The following is a 22,478-nucleotide window of genomic DNA, read 5'->3' as shown; positions in this document are numbered from 1 at the left end:
CCGACCACGAGGGGTGCCCCTATGTCTTTGGTCAGGTGAAACAGGAAACGGCAGCGCCGGGAGGAGTTTGGCGATGGCCGGTCCGCAGCAGCCAAGGGCTGCTGCGGGGCGTGGTGGCGAGCCACGCCATGCCGGCCATCGTGCGACCCCCGGCCCGCAAGGGACCAACTCCCAAAACCGGAAGCCGCGTATATGGGGCGGTGGGCGGAGGCCCGCTCGCCGCCAGGTACTACCTCTTGGACCGCTGCGCGGCCTGCTGCAGGATGCGCCGGCGCGTCCAACGCCGACGCCCGTTCTGGCGCCCGGCATTCTCGGCAGACCCGTCGGTGGTCTGCAGCAGCGGTAGGTTGCCCTGGGACAGACTGCTGGAGAAGGACCCGATGGTCTTGTACCCCAGGAGGGCGGCCGCCTGGCTTGCTCCCAGAAGCTCGTCGGGATCGCCGTCGACCGGAACGTCGGGCAGGGGCGGCACCTCCTTGGTCCCGGCTCGTCTTCCGCGGCCGGGCCGGGTGGCCATCCACGCCTGCAGGGTCTCCACCTTCCACAGCTGCCGGCGGTAGGGGTTCTCCGCCGTGCCCTTCTCTTCGACGACGTCCGGCTCGGGGAAGTAGCCGGGGCGGTCGCGCACGAAGGTCGTGACTTGGTTGCGGTTCTTGTAGCCGAGGTACCTCGAGGCCTCCGCTGCGTTCAGCAGCGTCCCCGGGGGGAGTGACGGCGGTGCGTGTTCAGCGAGCCGTGTCGGCGCCCGGTGGGCGAACCACTCGGTGACCTCGGCGTGGTCCCACAGGCGGGCGCGGCCGCGCTTGTCGACCGGCTCGGGGAACGCCTTGCCGGCCGTGTTCTCGGTGCGCTCGGTGTAGAACTGGCTGATCCGTGCGGACGTCAGACCATGTTCAGCCGCGATCTCGGCAGCGTCGGCCAGGCGAGGCTCACGGCGCGAGGTCATGGCAGAACCGTCCGCTCTGTCAGCAGTGCGCCGGCCAGCCCGGCTCACAAAGCAAATAATGGCAGAAGTTGCGGACGAGGGTCCAGCCCACGGCTTGGGGTCTTTCGCCAGCGGCAGGGCTTACGCTCCCCGCCTACTTCTCGGGGATCAAGCAGATCCCGCGGCGCGCAGCGGCTTCGGCCATCTCCGCGTACGCCATGGCGGCCGGCGTCATTTCCCACTCGACCAGGGCCAGCAGCAGGATCACCTCGTCGCGGTCCTGAGAGGCATCACAGGGCAGGCCGGCCGTCTCCGCGGCGAACTTCAGGTCCGCGGTGGCCAGTCCGCCGAGGCGCGCTGCCACCTCCCGGTGCAGATCCTGCAGCCCCTGCTGGTACAGCTCGTTCGCCTCCCGCAGGAGCAGCACCAGGGCCTCGCCGTGGCGGGCCGGTACCGCTGCAGCGAGGTCGAGGATGCGCTGGGTCGTCGTCATCGTCATCGAGTATCCCTCCCGGATGGGGTGAGTGCCGGAGTGGATGGTGGTCAGCTGCAGCCATCGCACCCAGCGGCACTGTGCAGGAGCTCGCCCGGCCCGGTACGGGCCTTGGAGTCCCACGTGGGCGGCTTACGCAAAGCGGCGTGGACGTCGCGCTCCATCCGATCGAAGTCCGCGGTCTCCTCAACCACGACGCCAGGGTCCGGGGCCTCGCGCCGGCGGGACAGCGCGATGAGCTCGGCCATGGTGTTGTTCGGGTTGAACGGCACTACGCTGACGCGTTCGACCAACGCGCACAACTCGGCGAGCCGCGGCCGACTGCAAGGCAGCAGCTGAGCATCGGCATCCCGAATTGCACTCGCCAGAGGCTTCACGTTCTTGTCCACCCGTGCGAGCTGGACGTGTCCGTCGGCCAGGCCTCATGGGCGGATGCGTCGTCGTTGCTGACCCCAGGGCGGATGATTCGCGTAAAAGTCAGCAATTCGACGATTATACTCGTCTTGGGCCAAAATCTGCATCCGAGCAGGATCGTATGATTCGCTATCCATTTTGAGTTTCAAGAATATCTGCGCTGCTCCGAGAACCAGATAGGTGACGAAGAAGAAGAGTGGCCACAGGAATATAACTGCGAAATAGACAAACCATCGTGGAGGACTGTCTTGAGCTTGGGGCATCTGCATGACGATGGTGTCGAGAAAAAACGCTCCTCCCATAGAGAGGACGGTCTTCACCTTTTGTGGAGTCCGAAGTTCACACCAGGCCCAGTTCAGCCCTAGAGTCGGCCTTCTGGGGGTGACCGGCCAACCGTTGCTGGTTGCGACGCGCACATTGTAGGTCAATCGCGGGCGCACTCTTTGTAGATAAAAGATCCCCGCCACAAGGTAGATTGGACCTAATAGCACCGCGAGTGGCGGAGCGAAGATCAAAAAGATTCGTAATCTCTGAGTAGAGCCGGTTTGCATCCACTCATAGGGGTGTTGCCTGAGAACGTCGACGGCGATGCCGATAGAGAAGAGGAACCCAACGACCTCAGCAGTTAAAACTAAGGTGGCGAGAAGACGGATCATCAGGTCGATACCCTTCGTCGTGATGCAAGCCTCGGTCCACCCTTTTGGCGCATGCGTCAGACTAGGTCTGCCCGACCCGATTAACATCGCTCTTTCGACGTATCTCTGTGTTTTACGCCGGAGCAGTGGTGATTGTGGTGCGTGTGCGGATCATGAATCGAACGTCCGAGCGGGATATTCCTCTCGAGGCGTCACCGACAGATGAGAGTCATGCCAACGAGGCGAAGGCATCGTGTAGTTCGGTGCGGCGTCCCATCGGACGGCGAGACGCTTCGACTTGCGGAGCAGGGGCGACGGTCTGTTCGACAGCATGGTCGAGCCGCCCGATCCACTGGGGGTTCCTTGTCCCAGGAACTGGGCTTCGGCTCGGGGATTGCCCGCAGGCGACGGCTGCGGGTTCTGCCCTGCGTTTCCTGTCCGCCAAACTCCATCAGCGCCGCCAGGAGCTCGGTACCGTTGGCGGCGTCTGAGCGTCGGCCGGCAGGCGCTGCCTACGCTCGCTCATCTGCGCAACGGCCACCCCTATGCCCAGTTCGCGGCCGGGTTCGGCATTGGGACCACGACCGCGTACCGGTACATCACCGAAGAGCTGTCGAGGTCCTGGCCGCGCTCGCGGCGGCCCTTGTGGAGGCCATTTGGACAGCATCATCGAAGGCGTTCGTGCTGCTGGACGGGACCCTGCTGCCGATCGACCGGGTCGCTCCTGACCGTCCCTACTACCCGGGCAAGCACTAGTAGTGCTTGGTCAGGTGCATTCGCCGGTGGCGTGTCTGTTTGATCAGGTGTGTCGTTGACCGGGTGTGCTGGGTGGGGAGTTGGCCGCGGTCCGGTGTGATCTGGAGGACTTCGCGGCGGAGATGTTCGAGCCGTTCGCGCGGGCGGATCAGCGCCGGTGGGGCGAGGTCTATCTGCGGGGACTGCTGCTGGATGGGCGGCGCAAGTCGGTGGAGCCGATGGCCGCCCGGCTGGGTGAGGACGGCAACCGGCAGGCCCTGGCCCACTTCATCACCACCAGCCCGTGGGAGGCGGCGCATGTGCGGGCCCGCCTCGCCTGGCGGATGCAGCAGGTGATCAAACCAACCGCGCTGATCATCGATGACACCGGCTTCCTCAAGGACGGGGACGCCTCGGCGTGCGTGGCCCGGCAGTACACCGGCACCGCGGGCAAGGTCACCAACTGCCAGGCCGGGGTGTCACTGCATCTGGCCTCCGACGCAGCGTCGGCGGCCGTCGACTGGCGCTTGTTCCTGCCCGAGAGCTGGGACCCCGCCTCGCCGAAGGCCGATCCGGCCAAGGTGGCCCGTCGCACCAAGTGCGGCATCCCCGAAGAGGTCGGTCATGTCGAAAAGTGGCAGCTGGCCCTGGACGTGATCGACGAGACGAGGTCGTGGGACATCGAGGTCCCCCTCGTCGTCGCCGACGGCGGCTACGGCGATGCCGCGGCCTTCCGCCTCGGCCTGGAGGAACGCGGCCTTGACTACGTGGTGGGCATCTCCACCACGACCACTGCCCAGCCGGAAGAAGCCAGGCCCCACATCCCGCCCTACGGCGGTCGCGGGCCTCGGCCGCAGCCCGTTTACCCCGAGCCGGCCCAGGCCGTGAAGAAGCTGGTCATCGAGGCCGGCAAGCGGGCCGCGAAGCCGGTGCAGTGGCGGGAAGGCTCCCGCCCGGGCAGTGGCCGCAGCGGCGTCAAGCGGATGTACTCGCGGTTCGTGGCCCTGCGGATCAGGCCCGCCGGACGCGAGATCCGCAAGAACACCGACGGACCCGAACTGCCCGTGCGCTGGCTGCTGGCCGAATGGCCCGCCACCGAGCCCGAACCCGTCCAGTTCTGGCTGTCCAACCTGCCCGCCGACACCCCGCTGGCCACCCTCGTGCGCACCGCGAAACTGCGCTGGCGCATCGAGCACGACTACCGCGAGATGAAGCAGGTCCTGGGCCTGGCCCACTTCGAGGGCCGCACCTGGCGGGGCTGGCACCACCACGTCACCCTGGTCTCCGTCGCACACGCCTTCTGCACCCTCCAGCGCATCACCCGGTCCCCAAAAGAGACGGCGTCGGCCTGAGCCTCTACAAGGTCGCCTGCGAACTGCAGCTACTCCTTGCGGTCTGGACCGGCGCCTGCCCCACCTGTCACCGCGACATACCCACAGCGACACCGACCTGACCAAGCACTACTAGAGGCACGGGATGAACGTGCAGGTCCTCGCCGATCCGGCCGGCTGCTGTGGCTCTCCCCGGCCTTGGCCGGCGCTGTTCATGATGTGCGCGCGGCCCGCGAGCACGGTGTCGTTGACGCCGTCAGCAGGCGGTGAATCGGTCCCACGCCAGAATCCGCGCGCCCTCGTCGAACAGGCCGTAGCCATCTTCAAGTCCAGGCGACTTCTCCGCAAGCTCCGGTGCTCGACCACCCGGATCACTCGCCTCATCCAGGCTGTCCTCACCCATCTGACCAGCTCAGACCGATGCTTAAAAAGTCTCATTGGCGCCATCGGAATGGGCGCTAATGCACCAAATAAAGTACAACACGGTTGAAACTTCATTTTCCATCACATCTACATACTAACCAGCTGGAAACGCTAGCAGGTCGAGGATATCTTCGGCAATTCGCAAGTGATCGAACGATGCCAAGATTTTGGCCGCGGACTGCCGATCTCGGAATCCCTTACCCAGATTTAACGCCGCACGCATTTCTCGCCTCAAATGAGCTAGAGACGGCTCCGCCCAGCGGTGCCCGGCGAAGAGACCGTACTCTCTCTCGGCCGCACGAGATACAGGGACGATGTTGTACTCCAGCAGTCGCACACTTTCTGCCTCTGCAAATTCCGTCTGCCCACCCCATCCGGTAGTGATAACGGGAACACCCAGCGCCATAGCTTCCATCACGGGGCGGGACCAACCTTCACCACGCGACGGAAGTACAAAGGCATCGGAAGATGCGTACAGATCAACGAGTTCGCGATTCCCAATATGATCTGTCAGAAGCTTCAGAGCGGGTGGATTTTCCCCACCGAACTTCCGCCGAGACTCTTCAATATCGCGCCGGATGGAATCATCTAAATTGCCACCACCATACCTAAACGGGTCGCAGCGAAGCATTAGTGAAACTCCATCCTTCTCGCTGAACTCCTCAAAGTAGGCACGCAGCAGGATATCCCACCCCTTCCTTAACTGCCAAGTAAAGACTGACAGAAAGACAAATTCATCCACCCTGATAGCTACTCTAGAGTCGTTTTTCGTCGAAGATAAGTAGACGACGTCAAGGGGCTCATGCAGCACCCTCATTTTATCGCGACTCACGCCCGCACTGGAAAATGTGTCTACGTTATGCTGAGATGGTACCCAAATCTCGTCAACCTTTCGAGAGCGATCAACCCAGGCCGCAGGCAGGGAGTCAGTCTCAAACATTGTTCGCCATATGGTTTTCCCTGCAGGAACCGAAGGAAATGGGTCGGACCATGCTGCGTGCACTATGTGAACGCGATTCATCGAATCCGTATCAACGTGACCATCCGAGAAACTCGCATACTGGCTTTCATGCCCGAGGATATCTTCACGTTGCATTGACCTAGCTGTGACCGACACCCCTTTTTCTCGCAGACCCCGCACAAGCAAGCGCCCCTCAGCCGCGTATCCAGTGGTGTCTTCGAGGGGGCCGGACCACACGATTTTTGGACGCGTCATTTCATTCCCTCATCTGCGAACGGTACGCCGCCTAATTACCTTGCTCGTTGACCCTCTCAAGTCTCCTAATCCGTCGAGCTTCCTGTAGTACCGGCTGAACCTGTGTCGGTTCAGCGTGGGTCAGGAAACTTGCCAAAGATTCCAAGTACATAATTCTCACGAAGTTCGATTTGGTGACGACTGGCAAATTCTCCACTTGAGTTAGCGCCTGCGATGCAGCTTGCAAGTCACCTTCACAACTCGCCACTTTAGCTATGAATAGTAGACGGAGTGCTCGATTGTGGTCCCCCATCTGAGAAGCTGCTTCATGGAATCGAGTTACTCTTAAGAAGTCGCTGGCACTTGCGGACCTCTGAGTCTTTTGTATAGCTTCAGCGGTCCGCTGGGTGACTTCCAGATATGCATCTGTCCTGTTACTGAAGCGCACGTTTGAGTCGTATAGGTCCTGCTGGATGTTGAGGGCTTGCCTAACCCCCGCCTCGCTATTTGCGTCTGGCACATACGTATCAAGTCTGATGAGCGTTAGTGCATTCAGAGACTCACTCAGCCTATCCGCCGCAAGCACCGGGAATGCGCTCGTTCGCAATAAATATCCGAACATCTCGGCGCCACGCTGAATCCAAGCAGAGGCCTCTCCATTACTTCCGCGCAGCCGCAAGGCTCGACCGAGGAGAAGCGAAGCCTCGGCAACAACCTGTAATTCTGCCGTTTCAGGACACCCTAACAAGCCAGCTGAGGAGATCTTCTGCACCGTCCTCCGAATTCTCCACTCGGCGGCATGCATATCCTTCCCAAAATTCAGGTGAAGGCGGGACTCTTCTAGGTGCGCTTCGATCGCCGAGAGTCGCGCTCGCCTTGTCAGACGCATTCACACTCCCAATGAACCCAACTGATCAGCAGACAAAACGAAGGTTTCTTCGATTGCATGACGTTTAATGTTGTTGAAAAGGAGACGAGCCCTGACCTCTGCGAGTGCCACGAGATGAAGCTCTGCAGCCTCCACGACCGTTGTGGACTCGTTCTGACCCAGACTGGAAATATTCCGGGTAATGGTAACCGGCTCTCGACCTGGATCAATCAGAGTCAATTCGACCCAAATATTTAACATTGCACCGGTCCCAAAATTACGTAATACAATCCCTTGAACGGTTGGGTCCGTAAAAATTGACGGCGCCGGGAAAAGGTGTGACCTGGCTTGTTCCTTGGTTAAACGGAGCGCGACTATCGATAGAAAGAAGGAGCTGAGTGCAACTGCCAGGCCGCCTAGCGAAGCAACCACATCCAGCCCGTCTGTTAGGGTTAGCGCAAGGACCCGCATATACCTCCCCGCATGCGTGAACCCCATATTTTCTAGACAGCTTTCTTACGGTAGAGGCGTTGAGGTTGCTGAGTCTCTACGCCAGGTTCCTTATTCTCTGAGTACGGAATCTGGCGTAGCTAGTACAGGCCGGGACTTGAGGAATGCCAGGAATTCACCTGCCTGAGCGTTGCCCGCTACGACAGTTCGCGCGCCCCGCCTTCGCCCTGGTCACGGCGCGGGATGGAGGACAGTTGGGCGGGTTCGCCTTCGGCTATGCCCTCTCGTCCGGGGATAGCCACTGGTGGGGCGGTGTGCTGCCCGAGTCCACGACCGACTTTCTGCAACATACGGGGTCGCGGACGTGGGTGTTCTCGCCCTGTGACGGGCGTTCGGCTGGCGGTTGAAGGAGATGCGCGCCGAGGCCGGCCTGACGCAGGGCGAACTGGCGGCTGCCGCGGGTATGAACCGCGTCTTCTGCGTGGGCGTCGAAGGCGGCCGACGCAACGTCTCCTTGGACAAGGTCTTCGCCCTTGCCCGCGCTCTGCGGGTCGACGTCGCGAAGCTCTACCTCGACCTGGACCGCTCGAGCGCCGTTCTGAATCCGCCGACGGCCTGATGTGGCAGCCATGTTCCCTGGTTACGGCCCGGCCTCAGCTGTCGTCCCCGAACAACGCGGACCAGGCCTGGAGCTCGCTCATCCAGGCCAGGAGCCTCGGGAGGTTGTTGTCGGGCCCGAAGGCGAGATAGGTGCCGTCACAGCTGGCGCAGCCGAAGGCCTGCGCCATGCGTAGCCGACGGCGAGGGACGCGGCGCCCGTCTCGGCGGCGGCCTGGTGGGCGGCGGAGTCGATGCCGTGGGCGAGCGTGGCGGTGACCGTGTGACCGGCTTCGGTGAGGGCGGCGGCGAAGTCGTGCGCACAGGTGACAGCCTGCTCGGTGGGGACCCGGTTGCCGGTTACGACGACCGCGGTGCTGCTCAGCCGCGGCAGCCGTTCGCGCCCGTGGACCCACCGACCCAGCGGGCACGCAGGCCCCAGGTCGGCGAGGGCGGTGGGCCACTCCTCGTCCGATGGGATGACGAACGAGCTGGTCAGCTCTGCCTGGGCGAGTTCCTCGCGCTGCCGGTAGGAGGAAAGGAGCCCGCTGCCGTCAGCGCGGACGCGACGGTCCCACACCTCGGCCGGCGTGTACTCCTCGAGTTCGGCAGCGAGTTGGCCGGGGGCGAAGTGGGCGGCGAGCGCGGCGCGTGCGGCTCGTTCGGGCAGGGCGCGTGCGGGCATGGATGGTCCGCCTTTCGGGCAGGGCGCGGCACCGGCAGGCGAACTGGTGCCGCGCGGGGAGGGTGAAGGGGGGATGCGGCCAGGGCAGACGGGAAGGGGAGTGCCGTCGACGGCTGCGGTGGAAGTGGCCGGGCTAGGACCAGTTGGAGGCCCGCCTCTGCTCCCACCAGGCGGGTGGGCTGCCCGGTCGCCCGGGGGCCGGGCGGGAGGCTGGCGCGGGCTGAGGCGCCGGGGGCGCGGTGACCGGGCGGGCGGCGATCGGGCTGGGCAGGCTGGTCTCGGTGTAGGCGATGCGCTTGCGCAGGCTGATGCCGAGGTCGCCGACGCTCAGATAGATGGAGTTGTCCTTGACTCCGGTGACACGGCCTTTGACCAGGACGTTGACCCCGTCGACGAGCGATTCGGCGGCATTGCTGGCGAGGTCCCGCCAGGCGGTGCAGATGTAGGGAATCGGCTCCAGGTCACGCCACTTCTGGGCGGCGGCGTCCCACTGTGTGGGGGTCTCGGTAAGGCGGAACCGGCAGACGGCGATGCCGCCTTGAGTGAATCGGACTTCCACATCACCGGTGATGGTGCCGGTCACGTGCGTGACGGACGGGGTCATGCGAACGCCTCCTATTATAAATAATAGTGTCTTTAGGTGTAGGGTCAACCCCCTGTCGGCGCTGCCCGCTGCCGGAGGGCGCGGTGGGGCGGGCGAGCCGACGGATCCAGGCCTTCCACCCGGCCAACTCCGCCGGGGCCGGCGTCGGGGTGAGGTTGTCGAAGACTGTGGCAGTCTCGATCTCCACCTGCATCGGGACCGTGCCGTCAGCCCGGACCAACTGCTCGTCGGTGGTGTCCAGATGGACGGAGACCCGTACGGCCTCCCGGTCGGCGTCGAGGTAGGCGAACACGAGGATGCCCGCGATCTCCATGCAGGGCAGGCCCTCGTCGTCAGGCCCCCGCATCGCGTGGAAGACCGCCGCGCTGTGCGCCTCCGCGCACTCCTCGGCGTCCGAGAGGCTGGGGTTTCGGGGCGCGAGCACGCAGCGGGAGATGTCAGCGTCGCACAGCGTGTAGCCCTCGATGTCCTCCCTCGACCCGTAGAAGAGATCCACGGCCGTCCGGTCGTCGGCGGGCGGACGGAAGGGGATGCCGTCCTCGCCCGCCACATCGTCCCAGACGCTGCGCACGTGCTGGGCCAGCGATGCAAGCGCGGAGGCCTCGTCGGACCAGAGCGTGACATCGTCACCGTGCCGATCCCACTGGCGCAGCACCCACGCGCGGCCTGTCACCTGCGGGGTGAGGTTCTCCTCGACGGCGAAGCTGAAGCGGCTCAGCCACGCTTTGAGGATGCCGACGGCGTCCGCCCCTGCCCATTCGCCGGTGCGCTCCTGGAGGCCGTCCATCAGGTCGGCCAGATCGTTGATGGCCCCGCCTGCGGGCGTGGCCGGGTCCGGTTTGATCGGCATGGCGGTTTCCTTCCGTGCGGAACGGGCGGTCAGGCCCCGTTCCAGAGGCCGTTGAAGAGGTCCATCGGGTGTTGCTGGTCAGGGGTGAGGGTCGCGGTGCGCAGCACGCGTCGGCGCAGGACGGGGACGTCGAGACTGATGCCGGAGGGCACATCGGGCCGGTCGGGCAGTGAGACCAACTGGTAGTTCCGGGTGTGGATCATCCAGGCCTCGTACCGGTCGGCGGGGCTGCCGATTCGGGCGGCGTGCCCCTCGTCCGTGGTGCGGGACAGGCACAGGCAGGGCGGATCGGAGCAGGGCCGTCCGGCGGGGTGGCTGGCCAGCACCGGGCTGCGACGGTAGTGCGTGCGAGTGCCGTTGAGCATCGGGCAGTGCTCGGCGGTGTACGGCAGGCACTCGGGGTGCAGCGCCGGTTCCGGGGAGCAGCCCTTGCCGACGTCGGCCGGGCGCACCAGCAGGAAGCACCGCTCGTCCAGCGGGTGTTCGCAGATCTGGCACAGGCGCCGGAGGAAGGCGTTGATGGTCTTGTCGGCGTCGAGGACACCGAAGGCGGCGTGACCGTCGTGGATCAGGGTGACGTACGGCACCATCAGCCCGCCCGACAGCGGCCGGTGGGCACAGCGTTGGGGTATCGCGTGCATGGGTTGAGATCCTTCGGATCGGAGGAGTGCCGTGGGGCCTCGGCTGCCGGATGTCAGCTGCTGGCCGGTGGAGGAGGGCCGGCGGGGCCGCCGGCCAGGAGCGCTTCCCAGTGGGCGTAGCGGCAGCTGGTCGCGTCGTGCAGGCGCAGGTGCAGCCAGTTGAGGTTGTCTCCGGCCCGGATGACGGCCTCTGCGCCGATGGCGGCGGCACGGGGGTAGATGGTGCCGTCGTGGGGGTCGACCAGGACGATGACCAGCCCTGGGCGGCGCGGCATGTGGCGGAGCGTGAAGGCGGTGTGGCTGCGGTCGTCCAGGAGCACGAGCGGAGCGCGCTGGTACTCCGCGGCGCTGAACAACGGCGACGGCAGGTGCAGGCGGGGAACCGGGCTTGACCGCAGGCCGACCGGATCGTCGTCGGTGCTGTCGCTGATCACCAGCACCGGGTCCTGCGGTCCTTCCCGGAGGGCTTGTGGTGGGGCGGACATGGCGGTGACAGGTCGCTTTCGTGAGGAGCGTGGCCCGGAAGAGGCCTCGGGAAAGGGGGAGTTGACGGCCTGCGGGCGGGGCGGCCGGCGGGGCGCTCCGCCCGCAGGCGTTCGCTCAGCCGAGTGGGTAGAGCACCAGCGCGGGGAGGGCGGTGTCGGGGATGCTGTCCCCGTACAGCGCGCGCAAGGACGGGTCCGCCTTGAGCTGCTCCGGCAGCGGGAAGATGTCGCCGACGAGCTCGCTGAGGGTTGGTGCGTACCGCGAGTGGCTGTAGGTGGAGAACGGGGAGAACAGGTTCCCCTCGGCGTCCCGGGACAGTACGACGAGCGTGTCTCCGGGCAAGCCCTTCCAGTCCTCGCGGACCAGATGGCGCAGCACGGCGAGGGTCAGGGGGCGGTCGGGGGCCTCGCCGTCCGGGTCAGGGGACGGGGCCTGTTGCTGGTCGGTCATGACGGTCTTTCACGTGTGGACCGGACTGGGAGGCGTCCGGCCGGTTGATCGGTCGGAGTGCGGGCGCTGCCTCGTTGCTGGGGCGGCGCCGCGCGGGGCCCGTCAGTCGTCGATCTCGTCCAGGCAGGAGACGGGGATGCCGCTGCCCGGGATGCGGAAGCGCTTGGTGTCCTCGGGGATGCGGTACTTGGTGTTGCGCGGGTCGCGGCGCAGGATGCGGGTGGACTCCTCGTCCAGCAGGAAGCCTGCGCGGCTGCCGGTGCGGTTGCGCTTCTGCACGGTGCCGGTGAGACCGCGCAGCAGGGCCGGGCGCAGCGACTCGTGGATGCGGGCCCGGCGACCGGCGACGAGTCCGGCGGACGCCTGCTTGTCGATCGCGCTGAGCCGCAGTGCGGAGGCCTCCTGGATCTGCGCGACCTGGATCGCATTCGGGAGGTTGCCTATGAAGTCGAGGACTTCGTCCATGGTGACGGTCATGCTGGTTCGCCTCTCTGTGACGCGGGGGTGGGGAACCGGCCGGGCACCGGGCCCGGCCGGGGCTTGCGGGGAGGTTCGGTCAGGCGGTGTCGGGCCGGTGGCGGGCGACCGCCTCGTCCTCGACCTCGGACAGCCGGTAGCTGCCGTTGTCGTCCTGGCCGAGCGCTTCGAGGAGCAGCAGGTAGCGGGCCTGCCGCGCGTTGAGGTTCGCCCACGTCTTGGGCTCGCGGATGTCGTGCTCGCAGGCGGCGGCGACGTGCGCGAACAGCGCGTTGACGACGCGTGCCTTGGGCAGCTGCACCGCTGTCTCTGTCAGGTCCGCGTGCTCAGGCTCCTGGACGCCCAGAAAGCGGGCGACGGTCTCGGACTCGTGCTTGTCGGTCCAGGAGCTGTAGAAGTACGGGACGGTGAGCACGATCTCCTGCGCGAAGACGCGGGCGGCATCCGGCAGAGTCTTCTGGCGCACGAGCCGGGCGACGAAGTCCTGGCGGGGACCGGCGGCGGCCTTCCACGCCCGGTTGCAGGCGATGACCTTGCGGCGCTCCTCCGCCCGCTGCTCGTCCTCCTGCGTCCTGGGCTTCTTCGGCTGCGGACGGACCTTGTGACCGTGCGCGGCCGGGTCGGAGCAATGCCACACGGGCTGGTGCTCGTCGTCGAGCCGGGCACTGTGGCCGGGGCAGTTCTTGTGGTTGTCCTCGGTGAGCGGGTTGCCCAGCCCGGTGGTCAGCTCGGCCAGCGGTTTGGACGTGTCCTTCTGCCCCCAGCTGGGCCGCCCCAGCAGCGGGATGTTTGCCTTCTTGAGGTCCTCCTCGGCCTTCGTCCGGGCGTCGGCGTCGGCCTGCTCGGCCTTGAGCAGTGCCATCTCCTGGTCCCAGTGGCCGCGCCCGCCGTTGCCCTCCTCGTGGTCGCGCTTCAGCGCGTGCAGCAGACGGCGCTCCGCGCCGGGCACGTGCTCGACTTCGGCGAGCTGTGCGGTCTGCTCCAGGTCCATGCCTCCGGCCGTTGCCCGGCGGAGGGTGGCGTCGTCGAGCTTCTGCGCCGCCTTGGCATGCTTGGCGGCGTTGCGGCCGACGCCGAGAGCCCTGGTGGCCTGGCGCCGTTCGACGTCGCTCATGTCGATCAGGGACAGCTCCTGCGACCTCAGGATGTCGCGCTCGCTCATCCCCTCGCGGTGCTTGTTCTCGACCAGGGACAGGAACCGGGTCCAGCCGTCCCGGCCGACCAGGTCGTCCCGCACGTGCGCCTTGATCCTGCGTACCGGGCGGCCCTCCTGTTGGGCGGTGTCGTTGGCGATCTTCTGTGCCTGCGCGCGCCGCCAGCCCTTGAATGCGCCGTACGTGCCGTCGGGCCGGGGCCGGACGCTGATGGTCTCTTCGACACCGATCTCCTTGACGGAGGCGATCAGCTCATCGTCAGGTTCGGTATCGGTTTCGCGGGCGTTCTGCTCGTCGCGCACCACCTGCGCCGGGTCGAGCAGGACGATCTGCGGCGCGTCTTCCTCCTCGGGTGTGATGGGTTCGGTGGGCTGGGTCGAGACGGCGGTGGCCATGGGGCTCTCCTTCTCCTTGCCTGTTCGGCGAATTGGGGCGGTTGGGGTGTCGCCCCCTCGCTTCAAATGCAATATTAGTGTTTTCTGTGGTGAGTGCTAGGCCTCGATCGCGGCCGTCGGGCTGACGGTCAGCTCGCGTACCACGTCCTCGGCGGCCGCGTGGGTGGCGTGGCTGCTGAGGGCATACCCGTGGAGCTGGTCCACGACCTGGTGACGTCCGTCGTGCTCAGTAGCGGCGTACCGGACGGACTGCTGCGGCTGTGTGCGGCGCCGGGGCATGGCGGAACTCCCTCTGTGCGCGAGGCGGGATGCGGCGGTGGAGGCCGGCCGGGCGGCGGTCACCTCCTGGGTAGCGGCCTGTAGGAGGAAAAGGCGTAGTGGCCCAGATCGCGCAGCATGCCGGCGGTGTCATCCATGGCCGCGGGGCCGTGATCGGCCTCGCGGGTGTACGCCTCGATCTCGTCGTTCCAGACGAACTCCTGGGCGGCAAGGGACTGTTCGGTGGCGGAATTGAGGTCGTCGGAGGACCGCGGCGCGGCGACGAGTCCGTGAGCGGGGTCGGGCGCGACGAGGAACATCGGGCTCCTTCCGTGTGGGCCGCCTGGTCGGGGCGGCCCACGGCCGGGGCGGGCGGCTGGTCAGCGGGTGACGGTGACGGTGTAGTCGGCGTCCAGGACGGCGAGCGCGGCACGGATGGACGCGCGGGTCTCCGCGCTCGGGGCCGAGTGGGGGAAGTCCAGGGCGAGCACCGCGTCGTCCAGGTCGTCATCGGTCATCGGCAGCGCGTATCCGCTGCGGTAGAGGGCGACGGCGGTCGCGGTGGCGACACGGACGCGGTTGTAGGCGATGGCCTCCCCGGCCGTGATTTCGGTGCCGAGCGCCTCGCGCGCGGTGGGCGGCAGTTCCGCGATCCCGGCGGAGAACCGGCGGGCGGGAGTGCGGAGACGTGCCGGTCGCAGGGCGCGGCGCAGCGTTCGAAGCATGGCAACTCCTGAGGGCTGGAGGGGGGAAGGGGACCGGCACCTGGTGAATGAAGCGGGGGGCGCCCCCCGTCTTACAACTAATATTAGTGTAAGTCGGGGGAGTGTGAACCCACCCCTGACCTGCGCAAACGAGGAGGCACGCAGTGTCCGCGTGCAGGTCAGAGCTGCGGTGCGTAAGCGGCCAGGGACTTCGGCGCCGCCCTGGTGTAGATGCCTTCCAGGCCCGACGGAGCGATCAGGCCCCAGGTGAAGGTGGCGGTGTCGACCTGGAACTGCCCGCGCTGGCGGTGCGGAGGGGCGAGGCGCGCAGGACGCCGACGCCGTAGGCCTCCAGCGTGCCGTCGAGCAGCGCGTCGCGCTGCTCCCCGGTGACGCCCGGTCCGTTGATCTGCGCTTCTTACTCCCGTGAGGCCTGGGCGAACGCGGCCAGCATGGCTATCACGGAGCTGGGGCGCCCTGACGCTTCGGCTTGTACCCCTCCGCCGGACGCGCCAACGAGCACGGTGACGCTGTCGACCTGGACGGGGCCGTGCCCGCCGGGTGGCCTGGTGTCGTGCTGTCAGATGATCCGGGTACGCCGGCACTGCTCCTTGATGCGGGCTCCGGGGAGTGCGCCGGCCACGGCTTCGGCGACGGCGCGGCGGCAGCTCTCCTCCGCCTGCTGACGGGCGGTGAGCTCGGCGGCCTGCTGCGCGGCCTCGGCGTGCAGCGGATACAGCCGCCGGGTGATCTCGCGGGCCACGTGCTGGGCGCTGCGGGCGGTGACCCCGATCGACGGTGCGATCATCTTGGTCTCGTCCGGCAGGGCGGCGTGGATCTTCAGGCGGTCCGGGTGGCGGTCGTCGGGCTGGGTCAGGCGCAGGGCGCGGCCGTCTCCGTCGACGATGAGCCGTCCCAAACCGCGGTGGTAGTCGGTGAGGTCGGCTGTCCGGCAGTGCGTGCCCAGCTCTCGCGCCACGTCGTCGGCGAAGGCGTCGAACTGCGCCTGCGTGGTCAACTTGCTTGTCATGGCGGCCTTTTCACTCCTTCGGATGGCTGGTGGGCGTGGTCGGCGCGGGGCTCTTCGCGTCCTGGTCGCGGAGCTCGGCGTCACGGCGGGCGTCCTCGGCGGTGTAACCGGTGCCGCACCAGGAGCGGCAGAGCTGGCCTGGGGGTGCACCGCATGTCTCGCACCGGTCGTCGAAGTCCTCCGGGCGCCACGGCCGAAGCTTGCCGCTCACGGTTTCAGTTCCCGGATGTGGTCGGCCAGGGGCCGGGCAGACAGTACGGGGCTCTGGTGGGGCGGGGCGGCACGGACGGCATGCCACACGTTCGACGGCTGCCACGGGTCGAAGTCGATCGGGGCGGCGCGCTGCGCGACGTGCTCGGCACAGCTGCGCAGGACGGCGGTGAGTATCGCTTCCGTCTTCTCCGACGGTGGATGATCAACGGCGGTCGAGAGCGGATATCCCGAGACCTGGAGGCGGTCGGTGTCGTCGCGGTAGAGGGTCAGGCTGCCGCGGTAGCCGGTGCGGCCGCGGGCGAGCCGCGGGAGGTCCTCGTCGGGGGTGGTGGTCTTGAAGGCGTTCAGGGGGCCGAGACAGGCGGGTTCAGCGGTGAACTGATCCCAGCGGTGGGGGCCGGCGGTGGAGTGCACGGGGCCGGCGGGCGTGTTGATGGTCAGGATCGGGCTGGTCATGGGCTGCGACTCCCCTCGGGACTCGACGGGGTGGGCTGAGGGGGCTGCCACCTCGCGCTCGCCGAAGGGGAGGGTGCGGGCGCGGCGCGGGGCGGCAGTCGGCCAGTGGCGCGCGTTACTCCTTCGGCGGCTTGTGTCGGCGGAGGTTGCCCCGGTCGGTCAGGCTGGGTCGGCGGCCGCAGGGGCAGTCCGCGTAGCGGCGTCCGTGCAGGTGGAAGAACTTCGGGCCGGTGTTCTTGGCGTTGACGGCCCGGATGGTGCCGGGGACCGGCTTGGTGTTGGTGCAGTAGCCGTCCGGCGTAAGGGCGGGTTTGTCGCTCATGAGCGCTCCTTCGCGGCCTCGTGGGGGTGGCGCAGTACGGGGGCGTGACAGACCACGTGCGGCGCGGCGTCGTCTGGAGGGGCGTGCAGGTTGCGGCCCATGGCGGACGCCGTGGCGGCGTCATCGGGCCGGGGGAGCTCAGGCATACGGGGCCTCCTCGTCGGAGTCGAGGAGCTGGATGAGAACGGGGGCGGGGTAGACCTCGCGCTCTACGGCGGCCACGTCGGGACACGGAATGACGGCGGCCTGGAGGCCGTCCGTGTCCATGGGGTGCAGCCACCCGTCACGTACAAACCAGCCGCACGCGCGGGGGTTCGGCTCGGCGGCCGTGGTCGCGATCAGGACGGCGCTACGCATCGTGCTGCCCTCCAGCGCGAACACCAGCAGCATGCGAAAGGCACAGAACTCGTCTTCGTCCAGGACGGCCAGGCGCAGCGGCTCCATGCCGATCGAGAGATCGGTTCGGCCCGTGACGAACGCGTTGTCGGTCCGCTCGGCAACGAGGTTCAGCGTGTGCTCACCGTCTCCGAGTGCCTGGAACACGGCGGAAAGGGCGGTCAGGGTGCGGCTCATGGCGGCTGCGATGGCGTCGTCTCCGGGGCGGGTGAGTTCCGGGCGTGCAGACATGAGGACTCCTTGCGGGGCGGTGAGCACCGGCGACCGGCGCACGTGCTGTGTGGCGCGGCGGGGTCTTTCTGGGCGCGCGGTCTGCTCCGCAGACGCGTCGCGCTGCCGCTACGCGGCAGAGAGCGGGGCGGGCGCGCTCCGCGCTTCCTCGCGGGGTGGTGAGTGCTCCGCGCTCTGGGGCCGGTTGGGCCCGTGCGGGCCGGGCTGGGGGAGTTCGCCCGGCCCGCACGGGGGTCTGTCAGCCGTGTGCGGCGGCGGCCGTCAGGGCGGGCAGGGCGAGTGCTTCCAGGGCGGCGGCCTGGTCGGCGTCCGTAAGGGTCTGCGCGGTCGACGTGACGGCCTGCATCACGCCCCCGGCCGTCATCTGACCGCCCCGCACGAAGTGCGCAAGGATCATGTCCTTGGCCTCGGCGCCGATGCTGAGCGTCTTGGTGACGTGCTCGATCACCTTCGTCGGCTCCTCCAGAGCTTTCCCGGCGGCTGCCTCCACCTGGCGCACCTTGGCCTCGACGTACTCCCGTGACAGGAAGTGGCGCACCGCGTCGGCGGTCTTGGACGTGATCAGCTCCAACGTCTTGCGCTGGGTCTGCCCGGACCAGGACACCACCCCCTCGTCCTGCCTGCCTCCGAGGTGTACGGCGCGCATGACGTCCTTGGTCTCGGTCAGACCGTTGCGGCACACCTGGACAACCGCGCGCGGGGTGATGGTGTACGCCCCGGAGCCAACTTCGCTGTTGGTGATGACGAACCCGGCCGAGATCATCGGGAGTTCGTCGCCGCTGCGCCCGTCGAACGGGGACCGGTAGCCGCGCAGCAAATTGCGCGCCTGGATGGCGACGGCTTCGGACTCGACGCGCACGTACATGCGCCGGTCGGTCAGGTCGCACCCCGTGACGCGGGTGGGGTGGCCGGACTGCTTCACCCCGTCCAGGGCGGCCAGCAGCATGTCGAAGTTGTCCATCAGCTTGTAGGAGTCGCTGAGCAGCGCGCGGGCCACGCCCTCGGCCGGCGGCATGCCGGGGCCGCTGTCACCCCGGAGCGCCCGGAGCATGAACTTACGGCTCGGCTCCTCGCGCAGCCACGCGTTCACGTTCTCGTCCAGCAGCGGGACGTTCTCGGCGCGCATGCGGCGAAGGTAGGCGAGCGGGATACGGAGCTTGTCCGCGATTCCCTCGTCGGCCACGGCGGTGGGCCGGTAGATGCCGTCAACGTCCGTGACACCATCCTCGGTGATCAGAGACTCCACGCCCTCGACGTGCACGTTTCCCTCACGGAAGCGCAGCGCGGACGCGGAGACGACTACGTCCATCTTGCGCTCGTTCTGGTCCTCCAGGATGCGCACCAGGTCGGCCAGTTCGGCGTTTCGTGCACTGGTGGGGGCCACGTTCGTGGCGCGCTCGGCGAACTGCTGAGTCATGCGGTGTTCTCCCCTTCTTGTTGGCTTCTGCGGTTCGGGGGGCGGAGCCACCGCCCCCCGAACAACTGCAATATTAGTGTCTATCGGGCGGGTGTGAACCCACCCCTGACCAGCACACTCACCCCATGGCGCGGAAAACCGGCAACGGCGTCAGGCTCATGCGACGCACACCCGTGACCACCGTCACCGGCACCGCGCCGCGCATCTCGCACAGGTCGTAACGCATCTCGGGCTCCCCGCCGAACGGGTCGGCGTACGCGTGGATCCCGCACACCCACAACGTGCCGTGACGCTGAGTCACGCTGCCGTGATAATCGACCTGCTGCCACAGCACGGGCCCGGGGTACGCCGGAGGCGACACCCGCGCCACCACCTCAGCGAACGCTCGCGTGACGGTCTCGCGGTCGACCGGGACACCCGCCACGGCTGGGGCGGTGTGCCCCGTACGCACCCCCATCGCCCAACCCAGCACGAAGAACGGCACCACCGCTTCCAACTGCTCCTCAGACACCCCCAAGGCGTCCGGTGCGCTCACGCTGCGCGCCAACTCCCGCAGCGCGTAACCGGCCTGCTCGCCCTCGGCCTGCGTCACCGGCTCGCCAGTCGGGCTGATCGTCTGCGTCTCTTCCATGATCCCTCCAGTCGGCGCCCGGGGACTGCGCCCCGGGCACCCTCGGCTTTGGGAGCCGTGGTCAGCCACTCCGCCTTTTCCCCTAGCGGCCGAACATGGCCACGATGTGTTCGGACCAGTGGTAGTGCTCGAAGAATGCGAGAGGCACGAGGGCGAACAGACCGGCCAACAGGTAGTCATCGACCTTGGCCGACGTGCGGTAGGCCGCGTGGCTGACGCTCTTGCGCCACGTGATCTCTACCGTGATCTCGCACTCGAAAGCGCCGGGGTGGAATTCGCGGTGAATCCGCCCCAACTTCCCTCCGGGACGCGACGCGTGCACGTGGTGCACTCCGTCCGGACGCGGGGCGATCCTCTCGTACTTCCACGCCTGCCCGGCTGCTGCACCCGTCTGCACGCGCAGGGTGCGGCCCACCTGGATTTCCTCGCCGGTCACACACGAAACGAGCTTCATGATCGGTTCTCCCCTTTTTCCGATCACGTGGTGTGCGGCCCCCCGGGGGAAACAGCCGAAGTCTTCGGCTGTTTCCCCCGGAGAATTCTGCGGATTACTTCAGAAACCCGCGAGAACTAAGGAATTCAGCCGTGATGTGCGCAACTCCGCGCGGCTTGTAGATCTGCGGGAAGTGGCGCATCTCGACTTCAGTGCGCCCGGTCTCATCCGGCTCCGGCAGCTGGTGAACCAGCCGATAGGGACGGTCACCCGTGGGCATTTCCAGCACCACGGGGCCCACCTTGGTGTCGAAGCGAATTCCCGTGTAATTCGCGTCGGAGTCGTGCACGATGCTTGCGTTTGCCCTCTGGCAGATCAGGGGCAGGAAGTTTGCGACCGTGCGCGCCTGAATTGCCAGGCTGTTCATGGGGGCGTCCTTACCGCCGCGCACCCGGCGGACGATCCCGTCAGAGATCTGGATCTCCACGTGTCTTCCCCTTCGTTGGACTTCTGCGGTTCGCGGGGGTCGCCTCCCCCGCAACCCAAATATTAGTGTCTTGGACGCTCGAATGGAACCCCCGTTGCGCTACGGGTTGCGCTACATGTTGCGCCTGATGTTGCGTCAGACGTTGCGGTGGAGGTTGCGCGGCCTGGCGGCCGGCCTCCACATCACCCCTGCTCACACGCTTTTCCAGCCCGGTACGCCTGCTGACATCCCCTCTGCTGCCACTTGTTCCGCGCCGCTTGACGGATGGTGAGGAATGGGGGCGGGGGCGTGGTTGGGCGGCTGCCTCAGGGATCGGGGCGGCCTGTGAGCTGTCTGCGCGTCGGCTCCGCCGCCGCGCTGTGCGTTCTCATCTGTGTTGCGGTTGAGAGATCGCTTTGACCTGCGATGCTGCAGATTACTGAGAGACGCTCCGGGAGCTTCGTTGAGGCCGATCAGGCTTCGACCTGTGGTACCGCAAATCTGATGAGAAACCAGCAGTTGTGTTGAGAATCCTGGTAGCGGCAAGCGGGGTGTCCGACCGGCTAGCGTCGGCGGCGTGACAGCGCACGCCGTATCCGGCTCTCCGGTCCCCGCCCGGCTGACACTGCTCATGGCCGCCTACCAGGAGTTGGACCGGTGCGCGCCGGGCCAGGAGGCGGCGCGCGGGCGGCGGTTCAACGCGTTCCTGGCCGAGGTGCTGCGCTGGGGCGGCCTGCGGGACGTTGTCAGTGACCAGCGCGGGCTGGAAGGCCGGGATGAGACCGATGTGTCGTTCATGCTCGGCTACACCCCCTACATCCTCGAGGCCAAGTGGCAGCACGCACCGGTCGATGCCGGCGCGCGGTCGAAGATCAAGGAGAGGCTGGAGGGGCGGCCGCCGGGTGTCCGTCCCGTTCTGGTGTCCATGTCCGGCTTCACCGAAGCGGTGCGCAAGTGGGCGGACTTCCATGCGGGTGTGGTGTTGCTGGATCGCTCGCATGTCGAGGCCATGGTGTCCGGGCTGATCAGCGCAGAGGTTCTCTTCTACCGGCATCTGGCCGTCACCAGCCGGCGTGGCGGTTCGTACGTGCCGTTGGCGGACCTGCTGCCGGAACCGGAGGTGGGGCCGCCGCCGTCATTCCTGCAGTCCCCGGCTCACGGCATCGACGGATTCCCGGCGATTCCCGAGCCGGGCGTCACAGTCACACATGTGCTGACCGCCAACGGTGCCTGGGCGGAAGGGGAGATCAGCGGTCTCGCGTACAGCGGTGGAAGGGGACTGCTATGGACGACGATGTCCGGCATGCTGTGCGTCGAGCCGGTAACGGGCCGCAGCTCCTGGACTGCGGGTCCCGCCTTCTGTAAAGGGCCAGCCCTCGTGACGCCTGACAGCGGCATCCTCCTGCACAGTGAAGAGGCCGTCCTTCGGATGACGGGCGATCACGTGCACGTGGTGGGCGGCGGGTTGAAGGGCCATGGTCGGCTGATGCCCGGCCCGAACGGCACCGCCTGGGCGTTCACCACCCAAGGGCCGCGGACCGCGCAAGGGTTTGGCGGGCACACGCTGACCCGGCTGGGCGACACGCTCGCCGACAGCACCTCCTATGAGGTCGACTTCGCCGGGGGAGTCCACGAGGCCGCACTGACCCGGTCCGGCACCCTCTTCCTGGCAGGCGGCGGGTGTGACGTCACGACCCGCCTTGAGGAGGGTCTGCACTGCCCCAGCGACCGGTGGGCCGACTCCGCCCCGCTCACCCCGCAAGCAGCCCTGGCCGTCGGCGAGCACACCGTCCTGCTCGCCGGCCCGACCGGGCAGGGCATGGAGAAGTCCCTCGTCGCCGTCGATACCCGTAGCCACCGCTCGACACTGCTGCTGCGGTTGCCGAACACCACCTACATCACCGGCCTGGCCGCCGCCGGTGAGGACACCGTCTACCTGCTCACCGACATCCGCGGCAACGGCCAGGCCCCGCGCCCCCACCTGCTGCACGTCACCCTCCCGGCCTCCGCCCGCCCGTAAGTCGTCGCGCGCTGCCCTCGCATGTGTGACGCGTGCCTTATGACGCACGGTCACCGGCTCCCGGCCCGCCTGCTGCACGGCAAGCTCCGCCGC

General features: G+C 67.1%; 28 protein-coding genes and 3 pseudogenes. 5 read left to right on the top strand and 26 right to left on the bottom strand.

Annotation, left to right across the window (positions count from 1 at the left end; genetic code table 11):
* Positions 1-229: 229 nt before the first annotated feature.
* From ACQF4J_RS47020 to ACQF4J_RS47005, 4 genes are all read right to left on the bottom strand, one after another.
* On the bottom strand, positions 230-946 hold the full coding sequence (locus ACQF4J_RS47020) for a hypothetical protein (protein WP_427168789.1): 717 nt from the start codon (positions 944-946) through the stop codon (positions 230-232).
* A 133-nt stretch (positions 947-1,079) separates the two neighbouring features.
* Positions 1,080-1,487: a hypothetical protein gene (locus ACQF4J_RS47015; protein ID WP_427168788.1), complete on the bottom strand. Its 408-nt coding sequence runs from the start codon at positions 1,485-1,487 to the stop codon at positions 1,080-1,082.
* The gene (locus tag ACQF4J_RS47010) at positions 1,469-1,807 is read right to left on the bottom strand and encodes a hypothetical protein (protein WP_427168787.1); all 339 of its coding nucleotides are present in this window, start codon (positions 1,805-1,807) and stop codon (positions 1,469-1,471) included. The genes ACQF4J_RS47015 and ACQF4J_RS47010 overlap by 19 nt, the downstream gene beginning before the upstream one ends.
* Before the next feature lie 33 nt (positions 1,808-1,840).
* Positions 1,841-2,488: a hypothetical protein gene (locus tag ACQF4J_RS47005; RefSeq protein WP_427168786.1), complete on the bottom strand. Its 648-nt coding sequence runs from the start codon at positions 2,486-2,488 to the stop codon at positions 1,841-1,843.
* A 404-nt stretch (positions 2,489-2,892) separates the two neighbouring features.
* Between ACQF4J_RS47005 and ACQF4J_RS47000 the strand changes: the two are divergent.
* The 3 genes and pseudogenes from ACQF4J_RS47000 to ACQF4J_RS46990 all read left to right on the top strand — a co-directional run.
* Positions 2,893-3,220 (top strand): annotated as a pseudogene (locus ACQF4J_RS47000) (transposase family protein); the annotation flags it as partial.
* Positions 3,221-3,288: 68 nt separating this feature from the next.
* Positions 3,289-4,554: an IS701 family transposase gene (locus ACQF4J_RS46995; RefSeq protein WP_427168785.1), complete on the top strand. Its 1,266-nt coding sequence runs from the start codon at positions 3,289-3,291 to the stop codon at positions 4,552-4,554.
* A gap of 115 nt (positions 4,555-4,669) precedes the next feature.
* A pseudogene (locus ACQF4J_RS46990) lies at positions 4,670-5,023 on the top strand (hypothetical protein); the annotation flags it as partial.
* Between the two features lie 27 nt (positions 5,024-5,050).
* Here ACQF4J_RS46990 and ACQF4J_RS46985 read toward each other — a convergent pair.
* Positions 5,051-5,698 carry a glycosyltransferase gene (locus ACQF4J_RS46985; RefSeq protein WP_427168784.1) on the bottom strand — a complete coding sequence of 216 codons (648 nt, stop codon included), beginning with the start codon at positions 5,696-5,698 and terminating at the stop codon, positions 5,051-5,053.
* A gap of 2,171 nt (positions 5,699-7,869) precedes the next feature.
* Here ACQF4J_RS46985 and ACQF4J_RS46980 point away from each other — a divergent pair.
* Positions 7,870-8,088 (top strand): annotated as a pseudogene (locus tag ACQF4J_RS46980) (helix-turn-helix domain-containing protein); the annotation flags it as partial.
* A 78-nt stretch (positions 8,089-8,166) separates the two neighbouring features.
* Here ACQF4J_RS46980 and ACQF4J_RS46975 read toward each other — a convergent pair.
* The 21 genes from ACQF4J_RS46975 to ACQF4J_RS46875 form a co-directional block, all read right to left on the bottom strand.
* Complete coding sequence (locus ACQF4J_RS46975) at positions 8,167-8,751, bottom strand: DNA-processing protein DprA (RefSeq protein WP_427168783.1); 585 nt, start codon at positions 8,749-8,751, stop codon at positions 8,167-8,169.
* Positions 8,752-8,884: 133 nt separating this feature from the next.
* Positions 8,885-9,355: a single-stranded DNA-binding protein gene (locus ACQF4J_RS46970; RefSeq protein ID WP_427168782.1), complete on the bottom strand. Its 471-nt coding sequence runs from the start codon at positions 9,353-9,355 to the stop codon at positions 8,885-8,887.
* A complete protein-coding gene (locus tag ACQF4J_RS46965) occupies positions 9,312-10,205 on the bottom strand; it encodes a hypothetical protein (protein ID WP_427168781.1) in 894 nt (297 codons plus the stop codon). Before ACQF4J_RS46965 ends, ACQF4J_RS46970 begins: the two co-directional genes overlap by 44 nt.
* Before the next feature lie 29 nt (positions 10,206-10,234).
* Positions 10,235-10,846 carry a cell envelope biogenesis protein OmpA gene (locus ACQF4J_RS46960; protein ID WP_427168780.1) on the bottom strand — a complete coding sequence of 204 codons (612 nt, stop codon included), beginning with the start codon at positions 10,844-10,846 and terminating at the stop codon, positions 10,235-10,237.
* Positions 10,847-10,899: 53 nt separating this feature from the next.
* A complete protein-coding gene (locus ACQF4J_RS46955; protein ID WP_427168779.1) occupies positions 10,900-11,286 on the bottom strand; it encodes a hypothetical protein in 387 nt (128 codons plus the stop codon).
* Positions 11,287-11,446: 160 nt separating this feature from the next.
* Positions 11,447-11,782, bottom strand: coding sequence for a hypothetical protein (locus tag ACQF4J_RS46950; RefSeq protein ID WP_427168778.1), 336 nt, complete (start codon positions 11,780-11,782; stop codon positions 11,447-11,449).
* A gap of 102 nt (positions 11,783-11,884) precedes the next feature.
* Positions 11,885-12,259 (bottom strand): hypothetical protein, encoded by a 375-nt coding sequence (locus ACQF4J_RS46945; RefSeq protein ID WP_427168776.1) that lies wholly within the window; start codon positions 12,257-12,259, stop codon positions 11,885-11,887.
* A 79-nt stretch (positions 12,260-12,338) separates the two neighbouring features.
* Entirely contained in the window at positions 12,339-13,808 is a 1,470-nt protein-coding gene (locus ACQF4J_RS46940; RefSeq protein WP_427168775.1) for a ParB/RepB/Spo0J family partition protein, read from the bottom strand.
* Positions 13,809-13,904: 96 nt separating this feature from the next.
* Complete coding sequence (locus ACQF4J_RS46935) at positions 13,905-14,087, bottom strand: hypothetical protein (RefSeq protein ID WP_427168774.1); 183 nt, start codon at positions 14,085-14,087, stop codon at positions 13,905-13,907.
* 59 nt (positions 14,088-14,146) lie between these two features.
* The gene (locus tag ACQF4J_RS46930; protein WP_427168772.1) at positions 14,147-14,386 is read right to left on the bottom strand and encodes a hypothetical protein; all 240 of its coding nucleotides are present in this window, start codon (positions 14,384-14,386) and stop codon (positions 14,147-14,149) included.
* Positions 14,387-14,446: 60 nt separating this feature from the next.
* Positions 14,447-14,791: a hypothetical protein gene (locus ACQF4J_RS46925; RefSeq protein ID WP_427168771.1), complete on the bottom strand. Its 345-nt coding sequence runs from the start codon at positions 14,789-14,791 to the stop codon at positions 14,447-14,449.
* A gap of 559 nt (positions 14,792-15,350) precedes the next feature.
* Positions 15,351-15,800: a hypothetical protein gene (locus tag ACQF4J_RS46920; RefSeq protein WP_427168770.1), complete on the bottom strand. Its 450-nt coding sequence runs from the start codon at positions 15,798-15,800 to the stop codon at positions 15,351-15,353.
* A 10-nt stretch (positions 15,801-15,810) separates the two neighbouring features.
* Positions 15,811-16,011, bottom strand: a complete 201-nt coding sequence (locus tag ACQF4J_RS46915; RefSeq protein WP_427168769.1) for a hypothetical protein — start codon at positions 16,009-16,011, stop codon at positions 15,811-15,813.
* Positions 16,008-16,469: a hypothetical protein gene (locus ACQF4J_RS46910; RefSeq protein WP_427168768.1), complete on the bottom strand. Its 462-nt coding sequence runs from the start codon at positions 16,467-16,469 to the stop codon at positions 16,008-16,010. Before ACQF4J_RS46910 ends, ACQF4J_RS46915 begins: the two co-directional genes overlap by 4 nt.
* A gap of 115 nt (positions 16,470-16,584) precedes the next feature.
* Complete coding sequence (locus tag ACQF4J_RS46905; RefSeq protein WP_427168767.1) at positions 16,585-16,791, bottom strand: hypothetical protein; 207 nt, start codon at positions 16,789-16,791, stop codon at positions 16,585-16,587.
* Positions 16,788-16,937: a hypothetical protein gene (locus tag ACQF4J_RS46900; protein WP_427168766.1), complete on the bottom strand. Its 150-nt coding sequence runs from the start codon at positions 16,935-16,937 to the stop codon at positions 16,788-16,790. Before ACQF4J_RS46900 ends, ACQF4J_RS46905 begins: the two co-directional genes overlap by 4 nt.
* Positions 16,930-17,418, bottom strand: a complete 489-nt coding sequence (locus ACQF4J_RS46895) for a hypothetical protein (RefSeq protein WP_427168765.1) — start codon at positions 17,416-17,418, stop codon at positions 16,930-16,932. Before ACQF4J_RS46895 ends, ACQF4J_RS46900 begins: the two co-directional genes overlap by 8 nt.
* Positions 17,419-17,656: 238 nt before the next feature.
* On the bottom strand, positions 17,657-18,835 hold the full coding sequence (locus ACQF4J_RS46890) for a DUF932 domain-containing protein (RefSeq protein WP_427168763.1): 1,179 nt from the start codon (positions 18,833-18,835) through the stop codon (positions 17,657-17,659).
* A 118-nt stretch (positions 18,836-18,953) separates the two neighbouring features.
* Positions 18,954-19,466 carry a hypothetical protein gene (locus ACQF4J_RS46885; RefSeq protein WP_427168762.1) on the bottom strand — a complete coding sequence of 171 codons (513 nt, stop codon included), beginning with the start codon at positions 19,464-19,466 and terminating at the stop codon, positions 18,954-18,956.
* 82 nt (positions 19,467-19,548) lie between these two features.
* On the bottom strand, positions 19,549-19,920 hold the full coding sequence (locus tag ACQF4J_RS46880) for a hypothetical protein (RefSeq protein ID WP_427168761.1): 372 nt from the start codon (positions 19,918-19,920) through the stop codon (positions 19,549-19,551).
* Positions 19,921-20,014: 94 nt separating this feature from the next.
* Positions 20,015-20,386 (bottom strand): hypothetical protein, encoded by a 372-nt coding sequence (locus ACQF4J_RS46875; RefSeq protein WP_351584369.1) that lies wholly within the window; start codon positions 20,384-20,386, stop codon positions 20,015-20,017.
* 556 nt (positions 20,387-20,942) lie between these two features.
* Between ACQF4J_RS46875 and ACQF4J_RS46870 the strand changes: the two genes are divergently transcribed.
* Positions 20,943-22,385, top strand: coding sequence for a hypothetical protein (locus ACQF4J_RS46870; protein ID WP_427168760.1), 1,443 nt, complete (start codon positions 20,943-20,945; stop codon positions 22,383-22,385).
* Positions 22,386-22,478: the final 93 nt, after the last annotated feature.

The organism is Streptomyces sp. C1-1 (assembly GCF_050214755.1).
GTDB lineage: Bacteria > Actinomycetota > Actinomycetes > Streptomycetales > Streptomycetaceae > Streptomyces.
The sequence above is the reverse complement of the archived record's forward strand: the minus strand, read 5'-3'. Positions and strand labels throughout refer to the sequence as shown.

What these genes read in the sequence shown, in the direction of transcription:
- ACQF4J_RS47020 (WP_427168789.1), bottom strand. Translation starts at nt 946, where the DNA reads ATGACCTCGCGCCGTGAGCCTCGCCTGGCCGACGCTGCCGAGATCGCG.
- ACQF4J_RS47005 (WP_427168786.1), bottom strand. Translation starts at nt 2,488, where the DNA reads ATGATCCGTCTTCTCGCCACCTTAGTTTTAACTGCTGAGGTCGTTGGG.
- ACQF4J_RS46975 (WP_427168783.1), bottom strand. Translation starts at nt 8,751, where the DNA reads ATGCCCGCACGCGCCCTGCCCGAACGAGCCGCACGCGCCGCGCTCGCC.
- ACQF4J_RS46970 (WP_427168782.1), bottom strand. Translation starts at nt 9,355, where the DNA reads ATGACCCCGTCCGTCACGCACGTGACCGGCACCATCACCGGTGATGTG.
- ACQF4J_RS46965 (WP_427168781.1), bottom strand. Translation starts at nt 10,205, where the DNA reads ATGCCGATCAAACCGGACCCGGCCACGCCCGCAGGCGGGGCCATCAAC.
- ACQF4J_RS46960 (WP_427168780.1), bottom strand. Translation starts at nt 10,846, where the DNA reads ATGCACGCGATACCCCAACGCTGTGCCCACCGGCCGCTGTCGGGCGGG.
- ACQF4J_RS46950 (WP_427168778.1), bottom strand. Translation starts at nt 11,782, where the DNA reads ATGACCGACCAGCAACAGGCCCCGTCCCCTGACCCGGACGGCGAGGCC.
- ACQF4J_RS46945 (WP_427168776.1), bottom strand. Translation starts at nt 12,259, where the DNA reads ATGACCGTCACCATGGACGAAGTCCTCGACTTCATAGGCAACCTCCCG.
- ACQF4J_RS46940 (WP_427168775.1), bottom strand. Translation starts at nt 13,808, where the DNA reads ATGGCCACCGCCGTCTCGACCCAGCCCACCGAACCCATCACACCCGAG.
- ACQF4J_RS46935 (WP_427168774.1), bottom strand. Translation starts at nt 14,087, where the DNA reads ATGCCCCGGCGCCGCACACAGCCGCAGCAGTCCGTCCGGTACGCCGCT.
- ACQF4J_RS46930 (WP_427168772.1), bottom strand. Translation starts at nt 14,386, where the DNA reads ATGTTCCTCGTCGCGCCCGACCCCGCTCACGGACTCGTCGCCGCGCCG.
- ACQF4J_RS46925 (WP_427168771.1), bottom strand. Translation starts at nt 14,791, where the DNA reads ATGCTTCGAACGCTGCGCCGCGCCCTGCGACCGGCACGTCTCCGCACT.
- ACQF4J_RS46920 (WP_427168770.1), bottom strand. Translation starts at nt 15,800, where the DNA reads ATGACAAGCAAGTTGACCACGCAGGCGCAGTTCGACGCCTTCGCCGAC.
- ACQF4J_RS46910 (WP_427168768.1), bottom strand. Translation starts at nt 16,469, where the DNA reads ATGACCAGCCCGATCCTGACCATCAACACGCCCGCCGGCCCCGTGCAC.
- ACQF4J_RS46905 (WP_427168767.1), bottom strand. Translation starts at nt 16,791, where the DNA reads ATGAGCGACAAACCCGCCCTTACGCCGGACGGCTACTGCACCAACACC.
- ACQF4J_RS46900 (WP_427168766.1), bottom strand. Translation starts at nt 16,937, where the DNA reads ATGCCTGAGCTCCCCCGGCCCGATGACGCCGCCACGGCGTCCGCCATG.
- ACQF4J_RS46895 (WP_427168765.1), bottom strand. Translation starts at nt 17,418, where the DNA reads ATGTCTGCACGCCCGGAACTCACCCGCCCCGGAGACGACGCCATCGCA.
- ACQF4J_RS46890 (WP_427168763.1), bottom strand. Translation starts at nt 18,835, where the DNA reads ATGACTCAGCAGTTCGCCGAGCGCGCCACGAACGTGGCCCCCACCAGT.
- ACQF4J_RS46885 (WP_427168762.1), bottom strand. Translation starts at nt 19,466, where the DNA reads ATGGAAGAGACGCAGACGATCAGCCCGACTGGCGAGCCGGTGACGCAG.
- ACQF4J_RS46880 (WP_427168761.1), bottom strand. Translation starts at nt 19,920, where the DNA reads ATGAAGCTCGTTTCGTGTGTGACCGGCGAGGAAATCCAGGTGGGCCGC.